We start from the raw sequence: 22968 nt of genomic DNA, 5'->3' as shown, positions 1-22968 counted from the left end.
GATGAAAAGAGAAGAACGTAAAAACATGATTGAGTTTATTGAAAAGAAAAAAGGAATTGAGCGTGACGAATTATTGTTTATGACAGACGATGAAGTAGAACATATTTATAATGTAACTTACTTTTTATATGAGGAAATTGCAGAGTAGTATAATAATCCCCACCTTATTAAAAATATAAGGTGGGGATTATTTCGTTATTAATACATGAGAATGATTTTCATGTATAATAATGTAAGATTGGAGGAATTTTACTATGAGCTCATGGCTATTATTCGCACTATTATCAGCAATTGCTGCTGCCCTTGTATCTATTTTTGGAAAGATTGGTTTAGATGGAATCGATGCCAATGTTGCTACGACAGTTCGTTCTATTATTATGGCATTATTTATGATAGGCGTTATTATTATACAAGGTAAATTTCAAAATATCGGCGACGTACTGCTAAATAAAAAAGCACTGCTATTTATCACATTAAGTGGGGTTGCAGGTGCTTCGTCATGGCTATTTTATTTTCTTGCCTTAAAAACAGGAAAGGTCTCTCAAGTAGCCCCTATCGATAAATTAAGTGTAGTGTTTTCTATTATTCTTGCGATGATTATACTCGGTGAAAAGTTAAACTTTATGACTGGTATCGGTGTAGTCTTTATTACAGCTGGTGTACTATTTATTGCTTTCAGCTAAAAAAACCGCTATTAGCGGTTTTTCTTTTTCTTTATGTAAAACCATACAATGCATGTAACAACTGCTGAAATGATTAAAATCCATATTCCATAATGATGTAAACTATACTCGACAAATCGCCACTTCTCTCCTAATTTCCAGCCAAGTCCGATAAAAACACTTATCCAAATGAGCGCACCACCGTAAGCGTACAAGCAAAAACGCCAAAATGTTAAATTCGAAACCCCAGCAAAATATGCTGTTAAATGACGTACTCCTGGTATAAAGTAACCAATCATTAAAAGAAATGGACCGTATTTTTCAAATAAAACATGTGTTTTTTCAATGTGATGTTCTTTAATTCTAACTTTCGGCCCATATTTTTTTAAAACAGGCAGACCGAGTTTTAAACCTAATATGTAACTTAATGTAATACCTAACATCGCACCCGCCATCCCACTTGAAAAAGCAGCAGTTCCTGACATAACGCCTTTTGAAACATTATAACCAACAAAGGTCAATAAAAACTCGTCTGGTATCGGTAATCCGACAATCCCACCAGCCAATGCTATAATAATTCCAAAATACCCATAATGCGCGATTAACTCGCCAATATGTTGTTCCATTCGGAAGACACATCCTATGCACGATCGTTATTCCACATTTTGCCCGTTCTCTCTTTAAGACAAACATGGTATACATATTCACTATACATTGTTTTTATAATGAACTCTACTTCTACCCATTCTTTTAACAGCGATCAAGTGAAACTTTAATCAGTGGGTATTTTGTCTATCTCCACTGATTATTAGCCCACACCAATCAGGATTAAAAAATAAAAATTCATATGCTTGTTTTTTTGTTACAATAAAGGAAAGCTACTTTTCGCAACGGTTTAACTCTCAAGAAAAATGATACATCTAGCAAAAACATAGTTTGGTCTATATAATACAACTTCTATCTATTAAAAAACATGTACCCTTTTACATACAACATCATTTTTCTAAATTATACAGGGGGGAACGAACATGACCATTGAAAATCAATTTATCCAAAAAGTTTACTATAAAACATTTTTAACAGAAGAAATTTCTACTCCAGTATCGGAAGTACTCGGTGAAGCATACATAAATGAATCTAAAAATGAATTCTCCAACATTTCTAATATTCGCTTTGCTCAAGGTGAATTTTATTATCAAAATAAAGATTTTGAAGCAGCCATATTTAAGTGGGAGAAAGTAAATAACGACCTTGAACTTTGGGCAACCAAAAATATTGCTGATGCCTATTTTGAACTCGGATTCTTACCAAAAGCAGAAGAAATTTATCAATCTATTCAAACTGAAGGTACAACTCTTACGATGGAAGTTTCCTTGCAACTTCTTTCTCTTTATATCGAGCAAGATCGTTTAGGATTAGCTTTTAAGACGATTAGTGAAGCTGTGGCATTTCAACCAGACTATCCGAATATTACTGCAATCGCACGTTCTTTCTATGAAAAACAAGAAGATTGGAACAACGCTATCGAACTTGCAGTTCAAGAGGGAATTCGAACAAAGTCATTACATTGGTTCGATACTTTAATCCATTACGTAAACCAAGGATTTACTAAACAAATCAAACCAGAATATTTCTATGATTCTTTAAAAGCTTTATATGCAATTGACCAAGTCCAATTTAAAGAGTTTGTTATTGCCCTTTGGAACAGCTATCAAAATGAACCATTATACCTTTCTTGGATCCAAAGCATGAATCATTTATTTTTACATATTGAAACAGATAACAATGACAATTGGAATGAAATTTCTATCCGCTACCAAGAAACATACTTTGCATTAATTACTGGCGATCATTTTATGCATGAATTAAACGGTCTTGTTCCTGATTTATTAACAAATTGGTTTAGTTTAACAAAAGCAAAGGATTCCTTACTTGTTTCTGCCGCCGTATTAGCATGGAATGAAGTTGCACCTACAACTTTAGAATCATTACTCGTAAAAAGTGCTGGAGCCTTACTTTCTAATTCATCAGCTGAAACAAATGTAGATATGGAAACCGTTTCTCATCTATTCGAAACAATTGCTGAATGGGCCGAGAAAAATGATGTAGATTTAAGTCATCAATTTACGCTACTCGTCCATGAACTATGTGATTTACATGTTAATAAACTACTAATAGCTGGAACAAGTGACCATGATAAAGCGTCATTCGTTAATTCAATATTAGGAGAGAACATCTTAACTGAGACTTTAACAGCTCCTATTCTATTTAAAGACGATAGTCAAACTGCAATAACGGAATTCAATGATCTAGATGTAAAAAACATCTCGAACTTTGATGAAGTCCATCAAATAATGGATACATCTTCCCAGTCAGAACTTGAGAAAAAATGTATAGAAATTAAGTTACCAAGTAGATTTTTAAGAAAAAATAAGTTTGCATTTCTTGTTACACCATCTGTTCAAGGACAATTGGATAAAAACAGCTCATACTTTGAATACTTACAGGCAGCAGAGAGCCTTATTTACATATTAAATTCTGCCTCACCATTACATGGCGAAGAACTTGATACATTACTTTATTTACGTGAACAAGTGCCAAACTTACAAATTCATTTCGTATTACACACAAATAATACGACTACCAATGAAAATCTAATTAGTAAACTTACAGTCCATTTCCCAAATGCAAAATTCTTCCCGTACTCTCCTTCCCAAGAGAGTAGCCAGCAACTTGGGGATGTAACAGAGTCCATTCTCTCTAATCTTGCAGAACGTGACATAGAGAAAGAACGTATAGAAAAGCTAATATGGTTTACTCAAAAGACAATCGCTTACCTTGTAAATGAACGTGTAGAATTAGAACATACATTAGTGAAATCAGTACGCTGGAATAAACATATATCTGTAAAACTTAATGGATTTATTAACAATCTTACTGCTCTTGAAAAAGACAAAATCCGTTCTATTACAGAATCATATCTTTTAACGAAAGAAGAAATTACACAAGATATACATTCTCAAATTCCTGAATTATTACAGAGCTGTTCTGACCTTGTTCAAGAAGATAGTGATTTCAAATTAGTTCATGAAGAATTAAATGCTGCGATGAACGAACGAATTGACAAACATGTACAACAAGTGCTTCTTCCTAAATTTACTGGGTCTATTCAAGACTGGATTGAAACAGCACATAATGAATTTATTCAAGCTCAAGCTTATTTAGATGAAATGAGTGAAACGTTCAATAAATTATATAAAGAAGAACGTATGAAACTTCCTTGCGATTTCAAATTACTAGATGATTGGCATCGAGATGTCGTACGAATGACAAATAGAATTACAGTAACGAACATCAACATTTTATTACGCTTCACACCGACACAATTTTTCTTAAAGAGTGCCGGAAAATTATTTGGTAATATGCAAAAAAACCAATCTATGCTCGCAAACAAATATAAACAATATATTGAAACGGAAGACTATACAGAAATTGCCCAAACAATTTCAAAACAATTCTTCCTTCAATTTGAAGTATTTGAAGGTGCACTAGAGCGTGATATCATGATGTTCTTTAAAGATCCACTTAGCGTATTGAAACAAAATGTAGAAGCCGCTCAACTTGAAATACAAGAAGACGAACAAACATTAGCAACGCTAAGAAGCAACCCAGAAACTTATCATGATCCTTTAGCATTATTTAAACTACAACTATTGCAACACAAATTTGTTATAAGTACTAACCAAAACAATGAAGACGTCTTTGTATCTAACGAGTCTCCTACTGTTTAACATAAAAAACCAAGCAAACTGAAATTTGCTTGGTTTTTTACTTTAATTTATTATTTTCACATGTTCAAATGGATAATAAATTGCCGCTAACTTTCCTAATACATCTGCTCTATCAATAAGTCCTAAACCATTTCTACTATCCCTACTGATTAAGCGATTATCTCCCATAACAAAAATCTTATTTTTAGGAATTGTAATAGGTCCAAAGTCCTCTGTTAAATTCATCAGTTTTTTTTCAGCTTGTTTTTTATTACTATGCAAATACTCCTCATTTTTCACCTCATGATTCACATATAATTGGTCATTTCTCATCTCAATTACATCACCCGGTAACCCAATCACTCTTTTCACATAAAAATTATCCGTCTTCACAACAATAATGTCTTCTCTACCATAACTTTCAAATTGCTTTGCCAACTTATTAACAATTATCTTATCCCCATCTTGTAACGTTGGCTTCATAGATGCTCCTTTTACAGTTGTAGGGAAAAACAAAAAGATTTTTGCCAAAAACGCTAATAAACATGCACTTGCAATTATTCCAAAGAACTCACGCAAACGTTTTTTCTTTTGCATCATTCCACCATCTCATTGTCTTTTTATTTATATTATAAATACTTCAGATAGTTGTTTTCCATAAAATTCTAAATTATATAATCATAATATTACAAATTTTAAAAAACTATTCCTTACAAGCTTATTATTTTGATATATCATATTTTATATTTATTAAGCAGAAATTCCCCTATGAATTTTACACTTAACAAATACTAAAACTAATTAAACAAATATATTAGAATATCAAAGAAAAAGATACTCTCAAAATAGTCTATCTACTATTTTTGAGAGCATCTTTTTATAGTCCTACATATACAATACACATCTGAGCAGCGACATATGTAAACCAAATCCAAAGTGGTTCATACTTCAGCTTGCGGCCACCAATATCTGTCACACCAATAATAAAATCAGAAATCACAAACAGCAAACCACCAAGCGCTGGTATCCACCATATTCCTGTATTCTCATAGTATAAGGCGAATGCAAAGCAAGCCATTCCCCCAACCCACAAGCCGTAAATTAGGGCTCCTATCGTAAACAGTTTGTCCTGTTTTTCATTTCGGATAAAAAAGAACCACCCTATAATTAGAAAGAGTCCGTATACGAGTAAACCAATCCAAAAACCATTCCATGAAATACCTGTTTGCAAAAATGCTTTTACATAAAAACAATGGGCAAGAGCAAAAGTAACCATCCCTCCAATTAATCGATGGCCAAAGGGAATCAAACCTGCCATAAATAAATCTCCTAAAGTCGATAAAGTCATTCCTAGTGCAACCCAGCTGCTATACTCTATCGATGGATCTTGTAGCCATATCCAAATCGCACTACCTGTTAAAGAAAAACTAAGAATAAGACGAACTGCTAAAGGTAACGGCATATTTTCTCTTGTTCTTTTTGTCTGTCCTATTGCATAAATTGCTCCTGTTAAAAAAATAATTATTTGTCCGATTAACACAATGTAAAGTACATTCATAATATGTTCTCCTCAATAAATGCTTTAATGTATCTTTTTTCGTTATATATAGTCTGTTCTCCTTTTTCTACATAAAAAAAGAAGAACAATACTGTTCTTCCATTTTAATCGCTTTTTTGTTCTCTACGCTACTTGTTTTTTTGCTCCATTTTCTGCTTAGCCGGGGTACGATTTACGACAATGATTCCCGCTGCTACACATGCTAGACCGAATAATACAAATGAATGAATTGCTTCTCCTAAAATCATGCTCGATAATAACACACCAAAGACAGGTATGAAGAACATATACATCGAGACTTTTCCTACTTTGTTATACTTCATAATTGTATTCCATATACAAAATCCCGCTGCCGATAAGAACGATAAATATATGAGCATAAGTATCGTATATAGGTTAAAAGTAAATGGCATCGCTCCAACTTGTAATGCACCTATACATAGTAACCCAACTGATCCAAAAATCATTTGGTATGCTGTCATATACCCAATATCTAACGTTTTACTACCCTCTTTTGCTAATATATTTCCATACGAATACATCATCGCTGCCCCAAGAAGTAATAAGCTACCTATTCCAAAATGGAATGATAAACTTCCATCACTCGGTACATTCACTAAAATGACACCACAAAATCCGATTGATACGCCCATTATTTTTCTCATATTGAGAGCATCATCTTTATATAAAAAGTGTGCGAGTAAAATTTGAAAGAATGATGATGTTCCTGAAATAATCGCTCCTTCAATTCCTGAGCTATAACTCATTCCAATATAAAAACATATATATTGAAGAAAAGTTTGGAACAAACCAATTTGAACTAACTGCTTCCCTGTTCCTTTTTTGAACTGCATATCTTTTCCTAGCGCTTTAAAAAATAATAAGAGCATTACACCAGATAAGAAAAAGCGATAACCAGCAAATAATATTTGTTCTCCGACTTCTTGTGGCCGAATCCCAAGTTCAGCATAGCTTAATTTAATAAAGGGAAATGCGCTTCCCCATAAAAAGGTTGCTACTATCGCAGCAATAAATACACCAATCGGATGAGTAAAAAATTTCTCTGTCTTCACTTGTTGTCTTCCTTTCCGATCTTTTTATGAACAATATTCATATATACCAAAGGAACTGTAAAAACACAAGTTTTCGGTTTATACTTGAAACAAAAACATATCATCTCTCAAAAACATATGCTATACTATAGAATAATTACAACATAATAACTATTAAAATCAGATTTAACAGAAATGCTGCTATCCGTTACGGATGGCAGCTTTCGTCGTTTTATAGGGGTTTCGATTTTGATTCTTTTTCTCAATAAGAATTTGAAAGGGGCGAGTAATAATGAACTCGGAAGTAAAAACATTACCATCAAAACAGAACGTACCTAATCCATCTTGGATTCAAACACTAAAAAAGCACTATGAACTTATATTTGCAATCTTATCTGGTATTTTCATTTTAGCTGGCTGGTTATTCACAAAAAATGAGGCGATAAGTGTAGGTATTACTTTCTATATCCTCGCTTATGTAATTGGAGGATTTGCAAAAGCGAAAGAAGGCATTGCAGACACAATTGAAGAGAAAGAGCTAAATGTTGAAATGCTCATGCTCTTTGCTGCTATCGGTGCTGCCATGATTGGCTATTGGGCAGAGGGTGCTATTTTAATCTTCATCTTTGCGCTAAGTGGTGCAATGGAATCTTATACGTTAAGTAAAAGTCAAAAAGAAATTTCAGCACTTCTTGATTTACAGCCTGAAGAAGCATTACGTATTTCAAATGGAACCGAGGAACGTGTTCCTGTTGGAGAATTACAAATTAACGACATTATTTTAATTAAACCCGGTGAACGTGTTCCTGCTGATGGCACAATTCATAATGGTGAAACAAATATTGATGAAGCTGCTATTACAGGAGAACCTATTCCGAATGAGAAAAAATTCGGCGATGAAGTGTTTGCTGGAACTGTGAATTTACGTGGTGCTATTGAAATTACAATTACAAAGCCGAGCGATCAAACATTATTCCAAAAGATTATTCGTCTCGTTCAAAGTGCACAAAGTGAAAAATCACCATCACAACTATTCATCGAAAAATTTGAAGGAACATACGTAAAAGGTGTACTACTCGTTGTTGCGCTTATGATGTTCGTTCCTCACTTCTTACTGGATTGGAGTTGGAATGAAACATTTTATCGCGCTATGATTTTACTTGTAGTCGCTTCTCCTTGTGCACTAGTTGCAGCTATTACACCCGCAACTTTATCTGCAATTTCTAACGGAGCGAGAAACGGTATTCTCTTTAAAGGCGGCATTCATTTAGAACGTCTAGCTTCAGTAAAGGCGATTGCCTTTGATAAAACAGGAACATTAACACAAGGAAGACCTACTGTAACAGATGTATATGTTCGAGAAGGTATAGCAGAAAGTGAAGTACTTTCTATTACAGCATCAATTGAAAGTCACTCTACACATCCTTTAGCTGAATCCATTGTTAAATATGCAAAACATGCTTATGATATTTCGATAAAAAAACCCGAAAACGTTGAAGATGTAACTGGTTTTGGATTAAAAGGAACATTAGAAAATAAAGCTTATAAAATTGGTAAAGCTGATTTTATCGGGGAACAAACAAAGACATTTCATAATGGTATTTCTACCTCCCTTGAAAAAGAAGGGAAAACTGTCGTTTATATAAGTGATGAAGTTGGTATTCTTGGACTTATCGCTTTAAAAGATACACTCCGCCAAGAAACCATTGCTGCCATTCGCGATTTACAAAGCATTGGTGTGGAAGCAATCATGATTACTGGCGATAATGAAGAAACCGCAAAAGCCATTGCTGCTGAAAGCAATATAAAAGAATATTATGCATCCTGTTTACCAGAAACAAAAGTTGAAACGATTAAAAAGTTAAAAGAAAAATACGGTACAGTAGCAATGGTCGGAGATGGTATAAATGATGCACCCGCGCTCGCTACTGCTAGCATTGGTGTTGCAATGGGTGAAGGAACAGACGTAGCTTTAGAAACTGCAGACGTTGTACTTATGAAGAACGAATTGTCTCGACTTTCCCAAGCCATCCGTTTATCAAAACGAATGAACCGTATTGTAAAGCAAAATGTAGTATTTTCTCTAGCTGTAATTGCACTGCTAATCTGTTCAAACTTCTTGCAATTTTTAGCTCTTCCATTTGGTGTTATTGGGCATGAGGGAAGTACAATTCTTGTCATTTTAAACGGGTTACGATTATTAAAAGGAAACAAATAAAAACGGGTCCCTCATAGAGGACCCGCTTTTTTTAATGGTAGCTATTATGCCCGTTCGCACTACTACTTGTTTTATGCTTCGGATGCGAACTGCTCTTTTGTTTATTGTTGTTTTTATTATTGTGGTTCTTTTTATTATTACTCATGAAATATCCCCCCTGTTCCTTTTTATTATGGAACAAGAGCTCATTATTCATTACGGGAATTATTGTCACCCGTTCTATAGTGATGGAGTAGACCATTAATTTCACCGCCAAGTAAAATTACCCATCCAGTTAAGTAAAACCATAACATTAAAATAATAATTCCACCGAGACCACCATATGTATTGGCGTAATTCGCAAACTTATCTACATAATAAGCAAATGAGTACGATACCACAATCCACCCTACAGTAGCAAATATTGCTCCTGAAATGACTTCTCTTCTTTTTAACTTTCGATCTGGTGCAAATGTATATAAAAAACTAAACAAGGCAAATAGTACGAAGAAACTCGCTACTAATCGTGTAATACTCCATACGTAAGAAAAACTATCCGATAAACCAATTGCTTTAAATACCGCTGCCCCAATCACTTGTCCGAACACTGGGACAATTAGAGCAAACACAATCATAAAAATGATGGCTAATGTAAACACAATTGATAAAGCTCTTGTTTTAATAAAGGAACGTGTTTCGGTTACATCATACGCACGGTTAAAAGCATTCATAACCGCATTTACTCCATTTGAAGCAAACCATAGCATCGACAGTAAACCAAATGATAATAAACCACCATTTTGCTCATTTACAACTTTATCTACGTTTACTTCAATTAAGTACATTGCATCTTCAGGTACGTACGGTTCTAATAAATTGAGCACACTTTCTGTTTGAAGGTCAATAAATCCAAGAAGCGTAATTAAGAAAACAAGCCCAGGAAAAATAGCAAGTAAGAAGAAATAAGCGAGCTGTGCTGCCAAGCCCGCTACATCATCACGCATCGTCCGATCGTATAAATCTTTACCGAACGAATAAGTGCGATTTCTTCTTACCTTTTCTAAAATTTTTCTCATATATGTTTAAACGCTTTTCTTCTCTTCTTTATCTTGCTTTAACTCAATGTACGCTTCAGTTTTTTTTTCCTCTGCATGTGAGTCTTTCATAAATAATTCACGTGCTTCTTTCATACCACCATCTTCAGCAACTACTGGCTCTTCTTCTGCTTTAAGCTCATCTACCTTTGGAGATACAGCTTGAATTTCAATCGTTTCTGGCTTTTCTTCTCGCTCAATTTTTTTCTTACTAAAAATTTCTTTCGTTTCTTTTAACGTCTCTACAACTGACGGCGTCAATTTTTTAATTTCTGCTACTTTCGCTTTCACTACATTGAAATCAGCAAGTTCGCGTCCTTTATCTGTAACAGTTTGCACTTTTTCTTTAATCTTTGCATTTTCACCAATTTCAATCATCTTTGTTTTTGCTTTTTCAGCAGTGTTTTTTACTTTTTCACGGTTTTCTTTCTTTAACATGGATACAGCTACACCTGCCGCTACACCAAGCGCAATGTTTCGAGCAATATTATTTTTCTTTGCCATATTCCTTCACCCTTTCATTTCTTATGTTAGAAAGTATTTCTTTCTAAGCTTCCTCATATTCCTTGTTCATTTCGAATGAAAGCTAATAGCTTTGCACACCCTTCTGTTACAAGGTCATACACTTCTTGAAAGTTCCCTGTATAGTAAGGGTCAGGAACGTCTGTCCAGCCACCGTCTGGAACAAAGTCGGACAGCCTACCAATATAGCCTCCAGTTTTACCTAAACTTTTTAAATCTGCTATATTCTTGTTGTCCATGGCAATAATATAATCAAACTTTGTTAAGTCTTCTTTTTCTACTTGCCTTGCTTTAATTCCTTCAAAAACGACTTCATTTTCTTTTAAAATTTTTTGTGTTCCTTTATGTGGCGGATGACCAATGTGCCAATCTCCAGTTCCTGCAGAATCAATGACAATTTTCTCTTCAAGTCCCTCTTTTACGACAAGATCTCGAAAAATCGCTTCTGCCATTGGAGAACGGCAAATGTTCCCAAGACAAACAAATAATACTTGAACCATATTTTTGTTTCTTCCTTTCTTGGTGCATTTCTTAATATATACTTATAGTATAAACAACCAATTATTAAATATAAAGGAAATCCCTACTAATTTAATAGGATTGAAAAGATTCATTAACGAAAATGATAAAAAAATGTTAAGATAGCCTTATGTTATTTTAAAGGGGGACACTTCGGTGGATTTATCCGTAAAGTCAGAAGAAAACGTTGAATATATGGTCGAAGCTATTAAAGAAAAATTACGTATGGTTAATGCTGGAGCGATGAGAGCTGCTAGCTTTAACGAAGAAATGTACGAGGACTTACGTGACATCTATGAGCATGTTATGAAACGTGAAACATTCAGCATTAGTGAAATGCAAGCTATTACAGAAGAATTAGGTACATTAATTAAAAAGTAAAAAAGCCTCTCTTATATGAGGCTCTTTTTTATTTCCAACAAATTCATGACAACTCTTCTCTTTTCCTCAACCAACTGTAAAATATTGTACAATAGAAGTAGAAGCTCATCTTAGATTTTTTCTCCGTACATACTACTCACAAATAATAGCAACACTACCATTGCTAACTGTTTTTACTGGAGGTGCTTACTTATGAGCAAATGGTACAGTAAGACGAAAGATCAAATATTAACGGATCTTAAAACAAATGAACAAAGTGGTTTAACCGCTGACGGTGTAAATGAACGCTTAAAACAATTTGGTTCAAATGAATTAACAGTAAAACAAAAACGTACTTTATGGCAGCGGATTTTTTCCCAAATTAATGACGTCCTCGTATATGTTCTTCTTATAGCTGCCCTTATTTCTGCCTTTGTAGGTGAATGGGCAGATGCAAGCATTATCGCGCTCGTTGTCATATTAAATGCAGTTATTGGTGTCATCCAAGAGTCAAAGGCTGAGCAAGCTTTGGAAGCACTAAAAAAAATGGCAACACCTAAAGCTATCGTAAAACGAGACGGCGAACTAAAAGAAATTCCATCTGAACAAGTCGTTCCAGGTGATATCGTCATGCTCGATGCTGGACGTTATATACCATGTGATTTACGACTTATCGAAACAGCAAATTTAAAAGTTGAAGAATCTGCTCTAACTGGTGAGTCCGTCCCTGTTGATAAGGATGCACTTTATCATCCTTCTATGCAAACTGATGAACAAGTGCCACTGGGCGATCAAAAAAACATGGCCTTTATGTCGACGCTAGTAACATACGGACGTGGCGTTGGTGTTGCTGTTGAAACTGGTATGAACTCACAAATTGGTAAGATTGCTACCCTTTTACATGAATCAGATGATGATATGACACCACTTCAAAAAAGCTTAGCACAAGTAGGAAAATATTTAGGCTTTGTCGCTGTAGCCATTTGCGCTATTATGTTTCTCATCGGTTTTTTACAAGGACGCGATACGTTAGAAATGTTTATGACTGCAATTAGTTTAGCTGTAGCGGCTATTCCTGAAGGACTACCAGCTATCGTTTCCATCGTTCTTGCAATTGGCGTGCAGCGTATGATTAAACAAAACGTTATCATTCGTAAACTACCAGCTGTTGAAGCTCTCGGGTCTGTCACAATTATTTGTTCAGATAAAACAGGTACATTAACGCAAAATAAAATGACCGTTACTCACTTTTATAGTGATAACACATACGCTCAGTTAGAAAATTTGAATGTAAATAATGATGTACACCGTCTATTGTTAGAAAATATGGTGTTATGTAATGATGCGTCTTATAGTAGTGAATCCCAAACTGGGGACCCTACTGAAATTGCCCTTCTCGTTGCTGGAAGCACTTTTAACATGCAAAAAGATCATTTAGAAAATAAACATGAACGTGTTAACGAGCTACCTTTTGATTCTGATCGTAAAATGATGTCAACAGTGCATACATACGATGAAAGCTACTACAGTATGACGAAAGGTGCTATTGATAAACTTTTACCTCACTGCACCCATATCTTTATAAATGACAAAGTTGAGGTCTTCACAAATTCTGATAAAAATCAAATATTAGAAGCTGCCGGGGCAATGTCTCAAGAAGCTTTAAGAGTACTTTCATTCGCATTTAAACAATATAATGCGAATGATGTGGATATAAATTATCTCGAAGAAAATCTCATCTTTATCGGTCTTGTCGGTATGATTGATCCACCACGCACAGAAGTAAAAGATTCCATTACAGAGTGTAAAAAAGCTGGTATTCGTACAGTTATGATTACTGGTGATCATAAGGATACCGCCTTTGCAATTGCTAAAGAACTTGGTATTGCTGAAGAAAAATCTGAAATTATGATTGGAACTGAACTAGATAACATTTCAGATACAGAACTAGCAAGCAAAATTAATCACTTACATGTATTCGCTAGGGTTTCTCCAGAACATAAAGTGAAGATTGTAAAAGCATTACGTGCGAAAGGAAATATCGTTTCTATGACTGGTGATGGCGTCAATGATGCTCCATCTTTAAAACAAGCAGATGTTGGCGTAGCAATGGGCATTACAGGGACAGATGTTGCAAAAGGCGCAGCAGATGTCGTTTTAACAGACGATAACTTCTCATCTATCGTTAAAGCCGTTGAAGAAGGCAGAAATATTTACCGTAACATAAAAAAATCGATTCTCTTCCTACTCTCTTGTAACTTCGGAGAAATTATCGCTTTATTTTTAGCTATTTTACTTGGCTGGGCGACACCATTACGCCCAATCCACATTTTGTGGGTTAATTTAATTACCGACACACTTCCTGCATTGTCACTCGGTGTTGATCCTGAAGATTCAGATGTGATGAAAGAAAAACCACGACGTGCGAAAGAAAGTCTATTTAGCGGGAGCGTCCCTTTTCTTATTTTCAATGGTGTTGTAATTGGATTTTTAACGTTAGCAGCCTTTATCGTTGGGGCGAAACTCTATGCTGGAGATACAAACTTATTTCCACTTTTCCCAGAGCAAATTGATGAAGATGCTCTATTACATGCTCAAACGATGGCATTTGTCGTTCTTAGTTTTTCTCAGCTCGTTCATTCATTTAACTTGCGTTCAAGAACGAAATCGATTTTCTCAATTGGGATATTTACAAATAAATACTTAGTCTTCTCACTTCTTATTGGTGTTCTTATGCAAGTATGTATCATCTCCATCCCTCCTCTAGCGAATATATTCGGTGTACATGCATTAACATTACGCGATTGGGGATTTGTTCTCTTGTTAAGTATCATTCCGCTCGTTGTGAATGAAATCATTAAATTAGTTAAGAGAAACTAAAAGGCAATGAGGACTGTTCCTCATTGCCTTTTCTTTATCCCACTATTTTCCCGGTAGTAAAACTCCCACCTCAAAATTCAGCTTGAGGTGGGAGATCAACTGCCCATAAACGCCCAATTGGTGAAGGTTAACAATCAGTGAGGATGAACAAAAACCCACTGATTAAAGTTTCACTTTATCCTTGTAATTCTTTTTTGATGTTTTCTGTTAGTGTAGCCATGCGCTTACGACTTTCTTCACGCTCACGTTTATTTTGCTCTTCAATTTGTTGTGTTTCTTGCATACCTCTTGAAATAATGTTCCAAGTTTCTTCAAGTGTTTCCATCTTAATACTAGAAGAACCTGATAATCTCGCTACTTCCACACTTTGAGTTGCGATATTTTGTGCATTTTTCTTCAGTAACTCATTTGTACGACGATCAAGTTCAGCCATAGAATCTGCAACAAGCTTTTGACGTTTCGCATTTACCGCTTGAATGATACCATTTTTAAAGATAGGAATCGTTGTAATAAATGCTGTATTAATCTTACCGATTAATTTATTGTTACCACGTTGAATCATACGAATTTGTGGTGCTGTAAGTAGAGCAACCATACGTGCCTTTTCTAAATCATCAATACGTTGCTCTAAAATTTCAACAGAGTTTTTAAGTGATTCTAATTCAATACCTGCTAGTTGATCATTATTACGTACGCGCTCTTCATACATCGGGACTAACTCTGTATTTAAACGCTCTAATAACATTTCTCCTGCCACTACGTACTTTTCTAAATCTAAATAATACTTTAAGTTTTGCTCATACAAGCCATCTAACGTACCAATTGATTTTTTCATTTCATCTTGATACTTCGTAATTTCTACGTATACTTTATCCATTTCGCGACCCATTGTCTGATACTTACTAAAGATTTGTTCAATCATTTTATCTGCTTTTTTGAACATACGTGAGAAGAAACCACTTTTCTCTTCCGCAAAATCTTTACTATCAAACCTGTCCATAATTTTACCAAGCTGTTTTAATAATTCACCAGAATCTTCTATTTTTGATAAAGACATTGTATGTAAAATTTGATCAGCGAAACGTGAAATTTCCATAGACGGTTCTTTTCCAAGCTCGATTAATTCTAACTGATCTTTAATATCTACCGCATTATAAATACGTTGTACTTCCGCATCTTGTCTAAGTTGTAAACGGACATCTTGTGCGGTTTGCTCATTTAATTCTGTTTTTGAATCTAGTACGACTGGGTTATTCATATGGTATTCTCCCTTTCCTTATAAAAATGGACGAAATAGTCCTTTTATTGTTTGTGATAAATTTTTATAGGCTGATGAACCATGAAACTCAAGATCAAAATTAACTTCCTCAAGCCAATGTGAATCAAATGCGCCTGCTTCAATATACGGTTCAATATCGTTTCTCCCCGTTGGATTGAAATGGAATACATCTACTCCAATTTGATTTAAAAATAGTAGTAAAACAGCATCGGAACGAGTTAATTCTCCACTCTTCTCATTATTAAATATAACAATTTTCGGTACATCTTGTGAATAATCAAATTTCTCAAGCTGTTCTAAAATATTCGGTGGTATTTGAGAGAGCTGCGCGAAAACATATAGTGCTACCTCTTGTTTCATCTCTTTCCCAACTGGTTTACACATTTCACTTTCACACGTATGGATGATTGCCTCTGCAATACCATGCTGTAAACCTTCCGGTAAACGCTTATGCGGCCACCAATGGCTATTCATAATTAAATCCGGGTGTAACTTTCCTCCGCGGTCCAATGCATCTCGGTAATGATATTGGAAATTCGCTTTTTGTTCTTTCGTAAACGGGAATGTATTAATTAATAAACTGTTATCGAATGATGTAACTGCCTTTAATCGTTGAAAATATTCTTTATCGTTCTTTGAAACGCCTGATATTTTTGCAAATAAAGAAGGGATATAAATGTGTTTATTTTCAACAAAGAATGTTGGGCGTACAAACGACTTTTCTTTCGTAATTAAAAAGAGTTCATCATATGTCGTTTTTAATGTACGTGCTACAGGTGTATACGAACGGAATTGCCACGGCTTATACAGTAGTGAATTATCATGGTGAAGTACTTGCTCAATTTCCTTTGAAGCTTGGTACGCTACTGTTGCGACGCGTTCGCGACGACGATCGGGAAATGGTTCAAGAGAAATACGGCTTGAATGAGACACAACAAAAGTTCTTCCCGCTTCATCGATATTCTCAAAGCCATCTTTTCCTTCCGGGTGATAATAAAGTACATCACAGCCGAGCATAATAAGAAAGTATAAGAAATATATACGACTTTCCTGTGCATCACCATACCAAATGATACGCGGCATTTGTTTCTTATAATTAATCGTAGAAAACCACTTCGTTACATAATTCTCACTTAACTTAATCATATCGATTAAGAAACGACGGAATCCTTCTGTCTTTAAAGATTGATTATGTTGTTTCTCATACAATTTCAATACAGAAATAAACGTCGTATGTATATAATGTTGCAAATCAGGATTGTCTACTTGCGGTAATAGTTGCTTTCCAGACAAATGGGCTACAAGCCTATTTACTGTAAGTCCATTTGGTGCTTCTTGATGTAACGCAAAAACTTCTTGAATATGACGCAGTTTTTCGGAATCAATCACCTTATTTAAATTTTGTTCATGCAAAACCTCAATCCCTTTTGCTTCACTATAATCAAATAAATCATTGAAATATTCATCTACATCATTAGGAACACCAAGAATACGCGTTGCTATATAACTAAATTTCATTTCATTCTCTGTCAGTTCATATTGTGGGCGTTTTTCTAAAAGCGCTTCAAATTGTTTTAAATCTGATTCTTCTTTTAATGCACATGGTTGAAGTGTAAAACGTGAAAACACAACAGTTCACCTCCAAAAACATTTACGTTTTTATAAAGTCTCTCTTCTATTATAAACTATTTTTAGTTATAAAAAATGGGCGCTCGCATAACGAGCAAACCCATTTCAATTATTTATGATTATTTTTAGTAGCTGCAACTTCTTCTTTAGCCTGTCCAGAATTCTTCATGTAGTGAATTATAAATGTTGCTCCAAATGCTACAAGTAAAATAATAAAGAACAGTGTATGACTAATGTGAATATCAATTAGAGACAATAACATTTTCGCTGCAATAATTAGAATTAAAATATACGCTGTTGTTTCTAATTCTGGAATACGCTCTAACAATTTTAAAAATACGCCAGCAATACCACGCATCATTAAAATACCGAGCATTCCGCCTAATAGTAAAATCCAAACTTCATTTGATACACCAAATGCAGCAAGTACGCTATCTACAGAGAACGCGATATCCATTAATTCAACCATCGCAACCGTTCCCCAGAAGACACCGAACATTCTAAAGAGAATACTATTTTGATTCATACCATGAGCTTCCTCTTCTTCACTTGCACCTTTACGCTTATCAATAAAGTATTTCACTGATAACCAAGCAAGGTAAAGCGCACCAAGAAGTTTTACCCACCATAATTTAATTAAGAACATTCCAATTCCAATCGCAATAAAGCGGAACACATAAGCTCCAATAAGTCCGTAGAATAATGCTTTTTTACGTTTCTCTTCCGGAAGATGTTTTACCATTACCGCTAACACAAGTGCGTTATCAGCAGATAGTAACCCTTCAAGTACAACAAGTGTACCAATTAATCCCCAAGATACTGGATCTTGCAACACTTTAATCCACATATCTAAGTCGAAAAACTGAGCATACGTATTAATGATTTCTTGCAAAATGCTCATCTTACCTTTATCCCCTATTCTTTGCTAGATTTATAGAAAGGTCAAAAAAAGGAAACGAATGTCGTTTCCCTTCTTATGCATCCAAGCCATACGCTCTTACAAGCGCACCTAATCCACCTTGGAAACCGCTTCCTACTGCATTAAACTTCCACTGTCCATTATGACGGTATAATTCACAAAAGACAACTGCTGTTTCAATGGAGAAATCTTCCCCTAAATCAAAACGAAGAACTTCTTCGTTTGTTTCCTCATTCGCTAAACGAACGAATGCGTTTCCGACTTGTCCAAAGTTTTGATTACGGCCTTCACCATCATAAATTGTAACTGTGATTGCAATTTTATGTACATCTGCTGGAACTTTCTTCAAATCGACAACAAGTTGCTCATCATCGCCTTCACCTTCACCTGTACGGTTATCTCCTGTATGCAGAACAGATTCACAAGGAGACTGTAAATTGTTATAGAAAATAAAATCAGTTTCCTTCGTACATTTTCCGTTCGCATCTAATAGAAATGCCGATGCATCTAAATCGAAATCAGATCCACCATCATAAGATTTAATATCCCACCCAAGACCAATTACCGCTTTTGTTAAACCAGGGCTTGTCTTACCTAAATCGATCTTCTGTCCTTTTTGTAACTGAATAACCATTTATATTCACCTCTATATTTTAATCTTTAAAAATATATCCATCAGTAAACATGCGTTTCACCGATGGATATATAAATCTATTACTCTACATCTAAACCAAAGTTATTACATAGAGAACCTAATCCACCTTGGAATCCACTTCCAATTGCATTGAACTTCCATTCACCTGCATGACGGTATAATTCACCCACTACTACCGCTGTTTCAATAGAGAAGTCTTCTCCTAAATCGTAACGAATTAATTCTGCATTTTTCTCTTCATCTAGAATACGTACGAAAGCGTTAGAAACTTGTCCAAAGTTTTGGCTACGGCCTTCTCCATCATAAATTGTAATTGTGAAACAAATACGTTCGATGTGAGCAGGAACATTTTTCAAATCTACTTTAATTGATTCGTCATCGCCTTCACCTTCGCCTGTGCGGTTATCTCCTAAATGCTCTACAGCACCATTCGCCCCTTTTGGATTATTGTAGAAGACGAAATCCTCTGCGCCTGAGACTTTACCATTCGCACCTACTAAGAAAATACTAACATCTAAATCGAAATCGTTTTGTCCGTCATAACGATTCGTATCCCAACCAAGTCCTACAAGAACTTTTGAAAGACCTGGATTCGTTTTTGTTAAATCTACCTTTTGTCCCTTTTTCAACGAAATTGATGCCATATACAATTCCTCCTCAGTTTATTTTATTGATAACGTGATACAATCTCACTTAAATTTTTATCTTGTGTTCCTTCTCCAACCGCTGAAAACTTCCACTCACTTCCGTGTCGGTACATTTCTCCTGCAATTAGAGTCGTTTTGCCAGCATAGTTATCTGACAAGTTATAACGTGCTAATTCTTCACCTGTTTGCGGGTTTTGAATACGAATATATGCATTACGAATCATCCCAAAATCTTGACGACGATTTACACAGTCATAAATATTTACAACGAATACTAAACGATTAATACGGCTCGGAACTTTATGTAATTCTACGAAAATTGTTTCGTCGTCACCAGCGCCTTCACCTGTTAAATTATCTCCTGAATGAATAATACTACCACAAGTAGAAAGTTTGTTTCCAAAGTAAACTAAATCATTTTTATTTAAAAAACGCTCTCCTTCTAACATAACAACTGATGCATCACAATCTACATTTGGTCTACTTCCAAATAATGAAGACAGAAACCCACCTGATTGCCCAATTGGATCCCAGCCTAAGCCAACCTGTAGTTTTGCTACTCTCGGTTGTCCTTTCGTTAAATCGATCTTTTGTCCTTTTTCTAAAATAATAGGCATGAAGTTTCTTCCTTTCTACAAAGCATTTTCCTAATCGGAAAATATTGTATTCTTCTCTTATATTGTAGCATTATTTATCTATTGAGAAAAAGAATAAATTCTCAATTATGTGAAAACACCTATATCATTTATTTATATTGATGTAAGAAGTGGTAAATCGAACCAATCACTCCTGCGTGATTACGATTTTGTGCGATTTTAATCTCGCAATTACTATAAATCTCAGGATTTAAATATTTTCGTACCTCTTCCTTTACTTCTTCTAAAAATCGATTACCTCTATTAGTAATCCCTCCACCAATAATAATTACTTTTGGATTGAAGATATAAGCAAGATTACTAATTCCAATGGCTAAATGTTTAAAGAATATTTGAACGGCATGTATAACTTCTTTATCCTTCTGATCATATAATTCAAAAATTTTTTCACCGTTCCAATTCCCGCTACCTTTATACTTCCGCACAAGAGAAATTAACCCTGAAATCGAGGCAACCTCTTCAAATTGTTTCCCTTCGATCAACATATTGCCCCATTCACCAGCACTAAATGAATGACCTCTGTACAGTTTTTTATTAATAACAATAGCTCCCCCTATTCCCGTTCCAAGGGTAAGCATAATGCAATTATTTTCATTTCTTCCAACACCTTGCCACATCTCTCCAAACAAAGCACAATTGACATCATTTTCAATGGATATAGGAACTTTTAATACAGCTTGTAATCTATCAATAATAGGAATACCAGCATAGCGTGGAATATGATCCACGCCGCCAGTTATGATTCCTCTATGAATATCTACAATTCCGGCTGTACTAATACCGATTCCAGAAACAACATGTTCATTCATTAATTGCTCCGCCAAGCTAATAATCTTTTGAACGATTTGTTCCCCACCTAAATGGGCCTCTGTTAATGTAGTTTCGTGATTTAGTAATATCCCAGATTTTGAAATAATCCCATATTTAATCTGTGTACCACCAATATCAAATGCGATATATTTTTTCACACTGTCACTTCCTCTAACATTATGAACTTCACTTTTCTGCATTGAAATGATGATGTTTTCCTTTAATAAGAGTTCACAAGATTTACAGATCCAGCTTTTACGTAGACACTGTTGTATTCTTTATTATCCGAAACAATTTCATAATACGATCCTTGTGGTGTATTAACTGTTTTCTTAATGGCTACCATAATGTTGCGAGATGTCATTCCAGTCTGACCTTCAGCCATACTTTTGAATATCGGAGAACCTGCCGTTAACGTTCCAAGTCGATATTTATTTAAATCTTTACTTCCATTCATTGCATCAATTCTATACATAAGCGAGGCAATTTGCTGTCCCCAATTTTCATCACTTGCATACATGACGTTCATTCCTTGTGCCTTATCTCCTAAGTTTCCACCATTATATGTATTTCCACTTGGATTTAAGTAATGCTTATCTATATATGCCGCACAAAAATCAATACCTTCTTCCCATGTTTTGAATCCAGTTGCACCATTATATGGATCTGAATCTACCGCTCTAAAGCCAAATAAATTTTTCTTATCTTGCGCGATACGACTTGTTCCCCATCCTGATTCTAAAATTGCATGTGACACTAAGTAACCGGCATTCATCTTATATTTCTCTGCTGCACTTACAAAATATTTTCCTAATCCAATAAGTGGACTCTTTGCATTCGATTTACGTAAGAAATTATCAATTTCATCTCCTGTATAAGTAGATGTTGCACGAAGTGGCATATACTCAAAGTATTGATAACTATCTTGTCCTCCAATTTGCTTCTTATCAAAAGCCTCGTAACGCTCTCCTTCTTTTAAATGTTTCGGAGCATTACCAATTTGATACGTTGCATGTTTACCATTTTCCGGATTGTATACATAATGATATAACTTGCCATTTTTAGTTGCATAATACGACGTTTTCTCACCAGTCATTGTCGGATGTAATGTAACATCATTTATATTCACATAACCTGTCATACCATCAATTTGGACATGAATACGATCATCAACAGCTTTTACAAATTTCAGGTCAGCTCCACCCTTTACATATGTGAGCTTTTTACCCGTCGTAATATCATAAATATTAATAACACCATTTGCACGAACGAAACCTTGCTTCATATTTACAACTTTACCGTCACTTTTAATGTAAGCATCTTCTTTCATATTCTGCATAATTTGTGTTGCTTCCGCTTCATTTGGTTTTTGAACCTTTTGTGATGAGGTAACAATTTCATAAGAAGACGAACCTTGTTTAACTTTTAAGAACTGTAACGAAACATAACCCTCTCCGCCATTAAAACGGATTTTTGCCCAGCCATTTTCTTTTCCTATGATCGTAACAGTCTCTCCATTTTTCAAATGACCGACAGCTGCCGCACCTGTTGATGGACCTTTACGTACATTTAATAAAGACGCATTTACAACTGCTCGTTCTTCTGTTACCTGTCCAGGGTTTGTTGGGTTTGTTGGATCTATGGAATCTTTACCAATCGTTATAAACTCTAACGACACATAACCTTCTTTTCCTTGGTAATTGATTTTCGCCCAGCCGTTTGCTTTTCCTAGTACTGTTACTTTTTCACCATTTTTTAA

General features: G+C 35.0%; 21 protein-coding genes. 6 read left to right on the top strand and 15 right to left on the bottom strand.

From position 1 onward, the window contains the following. The first annotated feature begins 1 nt into the window (after position 1). Both JDS98_RS25310 and JDS98_RS25305 read left to right on the top strand, forming a co-directional pair. Complete coding sequence (locus JDS98_RS25310) at positions 2–148, top strand: BH0509 family protein (protein WP_000817786.1); 147 nt, start codon at positions 2–4, stop codon at positions 146–148. A 106-nt stretch (positions 149–254) separates the two neighbouring features. Continuing rightward, positions 255–683, top strand: a complete 429-nt coding sequence (locus tag JDS98_RS25305) for an EamA family transporter (RefSeq protein ID WP_000100302.1) — start codon at positions 255–257, stop codon at positions 681–683. An 11-nt stretch (positions 684–694) separates the two neighbouring features. Here JDS98_RS25305 and JDS98_RS25300 read toward each other — a convergent pair whose 3' ends face one another. Beyond that, positions 695–1288, bottom strand: a complete 594-nt coding sequence (locus tag JDS98_RS25300; protein WP_000434868.1) for a DedA family protein — start codon at positions 1286–1288, stop codon at positions 695–697. A gap of 402 nt (positions 1289–1690) precedes the next feature. Here JDS98_RS25300 and JDS98_RS25295 point away from each other — a divergent pair, with 402 nt between their 5' ends. Beyond that, the gene (locus JDS98_RS25295; protein ID WP_000151398.1) at positions 1691–4453 is read left to right on the top strand and encodes a tetratricopeptide repeat protein; all 2763 of its coding nucleotides are present in this window, start codon (positions 1691–1693) and stop codon (positions 4451–4453) included. A 42-nt stretch (positions 4454–4495) separates the two neighbouring features. Here the strand turns inward: JDS98_RS25295 and lepB are convergent, their stop codons facing one another. The 3 genes from lepB to JDS98_RS25280 all read right to left on the bottom strand — a co-directional run bounded on the left by lepB (position 4496) and on the right by JDS98_RS25280 (position 7063). Beyond that, a complete protein-coding gene (lepB, locus tag JDS98_RS25290) occupies positions 4496–5032 on the bottom strand; it encodes a signal peptidase I (protein WP_087971187.1) in 537 nt (178 codons plus the stop codon). Positions 5033–5309: 277 nt separating this feature from the next. Further along, on the bottom strand, positions 5310–5990 hold the full coding sequence (locus JDS98_RS25285) for a lysoplasmalogenase (RefSeq protein ID WP_001102002.1): 681 nt from the start codon (positions 5988–5990) through the stop codon (positions 5310–5312). Positions 5991–6118: 128 nt separating this feature from the next. Next, a complete protein-coding gene (locus JDS98_RS25280; protein WP_199634463.1) occupies positions 6119–7063 on the bottom strand; it encodes a DMT family transporter in 945 nt (314 codons plus the stop codon). A 271-nt stretch (positions 7064–7334) separates the two neighbouring features. Between JDS98_RS25280 and JDS98_RS25275 the strand changes: the two genes are divergently transcribed. Further along, on the top strand, positions 7335–9260 hold the full coding sequence (locus JDS98_RS25275; RefSeq protein WP_199634462.1) for a heavy metal translocating P-type ATPase: 1926 nt from the start codon (positions 7335–7337) through the stop codon (positions 9258–9260). 188 nt (positions 9261–9448) lie between these two features. Here the strand turns inward: JDS98_RS25275 and JDS98_RS25270 are convergent, their stop codons facing one another. Genes JDS98_RS25270 through JDS98_RS25260 form a run of 3 tightly spaced genes read right to left on the bottom strand, consistent with a single transcriptional unit; the run spans position 9449 to position 11355 of the window. Next, a complete protein-coding gene (locus JDS98_RS25270; RefSeq protein ID WP_001226534.1) occupies positions 9449–10315 on the bottom strand; it encodes a YihY/virulence factor BrkB family protein in 867 nt (288 codons plus the stop codon). 6 nt (positions 10316–10321) lie between these two features. After that, the gene (locus JDS98_RS25265; RefSeq protein WP_001085404.1) at positions 10322–10837 is read right to left on the bottom strand and encodes a DUF4075 domain-containing protein; all 516 of its coding nucleotides are present in this window, start codon (positions 10835–10837) and stop codon (positions 10322–10324) included. Positions 10838–10890: 53 nt separating this feature from the next. After that, positions 10891–11355, bottom strand: a complete 465-nt coding sequence (locus JDS98_RS25260) for a low molecular weight protein-tyrosine-phosphatase (RefSeq protein ID WP_000250904.1) — start codon at positions 11353–11355, stop codon at positions 10891–10893. Between the two features lie 175 nt (positions 11356–11530). Here JDS98_RS25260 and JDS98_RS25255 point away from each other — a divergent pair, with 175 nt between their 5' ends. Both JDS98_RS25255 and JDS98_RS25250 read left to right on the top strand, forming a co-directional pair. After that, entirely contained in the window at positions 11531–11755 is a 225-nt protein-coding gene (locus tag JDS98_RS25255) for a DUF1128 domain-containing protein (RefSeq protein WP_000366197.1), read from the top strand. Between the two features lie 192 nt (positions 11756–11947). Beyond that, positions 11948–14614 carry a cation-translocating P-type ATPase gene (locus tag JDS98_RS25250; RefSeq protein ID WP_098711282.1) on the top strand — a complete coding sequence of 889 codons (2667 nt, stop codon included), beginning with the start codon at positions 11948–11950 and terminating at the stop codon, positions 14612–14614. A 175-nt stretch (positions 14615–14789) separates the two neighbouring features. Here JDS98_RS25250 and JDS98_RS25245 read toward each other — a convergent pair whose 3' ends face one another. From JDS98_RS25245 to JDS98_RS25210, 8 genes are all read right to left on the bottom strand, one after another. Then, the gene (locus JDS98_RS25245; RefSeq protein WP_001064417.1) at positions 14790–15872 is read right to left on the bottom strand and encodes a toxic anion resistance protein; all 1083 of its coding nucleotides are present in this window, start codon (positions 15870–15872) and stop codon (positions 14790–14792) included. Positions 15873–15890: 18 nt separating this feature from the next. Then, complete coding sequence (locus JDS98_RS25240) at positions 15891–17522, bottom strand: YceG family protein (RefSeq protein WP_000492834.1); 1632 nt, start codon at positions 17520–17522, stop codon at positions 15891–15893. Positions 17523–17631: 109 nt separating this feature from the next. Further along, on the bottom strand, positions 17632–18423 hold the full coding sequence (locus JDS98_RS25235; protein ID WP_000025680.1) for a TerC family protein: 792 nt from the start codon (positions 18421–18423) through the stop codon (positions 17632–17634). Positions 18424–18496: 73 nt separating this feature from the next. Further along, positions 18497–19075 carry a TerD family protein gene (locus tag JDS98_RS25230; protein ID WP_000236645.1) on the bottom strand — a complete coding sequence of 193 codons (579 nt, stop codon included), beginning with the start codon at positions 19073–19075 and terminating at the stop codon, positions 18497–18499. Positions 19076–19155: 80 nt separating this feature from the next. Beyond that, positions 19156–19740: a TerD family protein gene (locus tag JDS98_RS25225; RefSeq protein ID WP_000146728.1), complete on the bottom strand. Its 585-nt coding sequence runs from the start codon at positions 19738–19740 to the stop codon at positions 19156–19158. A gap of 23 nt (positions 19741–19763) precedes the next feature. After that, complete coding sequence (locus JDS98_RS25220) at positions 19764–20360, bottom strand: TerD family protein (RefSeq protein WP_199634461.1); 597 nt, start codon at positions 20358–20360, stop codon at positions 19764–19766. A 128-nt stretch (positions 20361–20488) separates the two neighbouring features. Next, on the bottom strand, positions 20489–21367 hold the full coding sequence (locus tag JDS98_RS25215; RefSeq protein ID WP_000759854.1) for an ROK family protein: 879 nt from the start codon (positions 21365–21367) through the stop codon (positions 20489–20491). Positions 21368–21429: 62 nt separating this feature from the next. After that, the coding region (locus JDS98_RS25210) for an SH3 domain-containing protein (protein ID WP_199634460.1) at positions 21430–22968 on the bottom strand (1539 nt) is incomplete at its 5' end.

Origin of the sequence: Bacillus cereus group sp. N11, from assembly GCF_016483605.1 — a bacterium.
GTDB lineage: Bacteria > Bacillota > Bacilli > Bacillales > Bacillaceae_G > Bacillus_A > Bacillus_A toyonensis.
The sequence above is the reverse complement of the archived record's forward strand: the minus strand, read 5'-3'. Positions and strand labels throughout refer to the sequence as shown.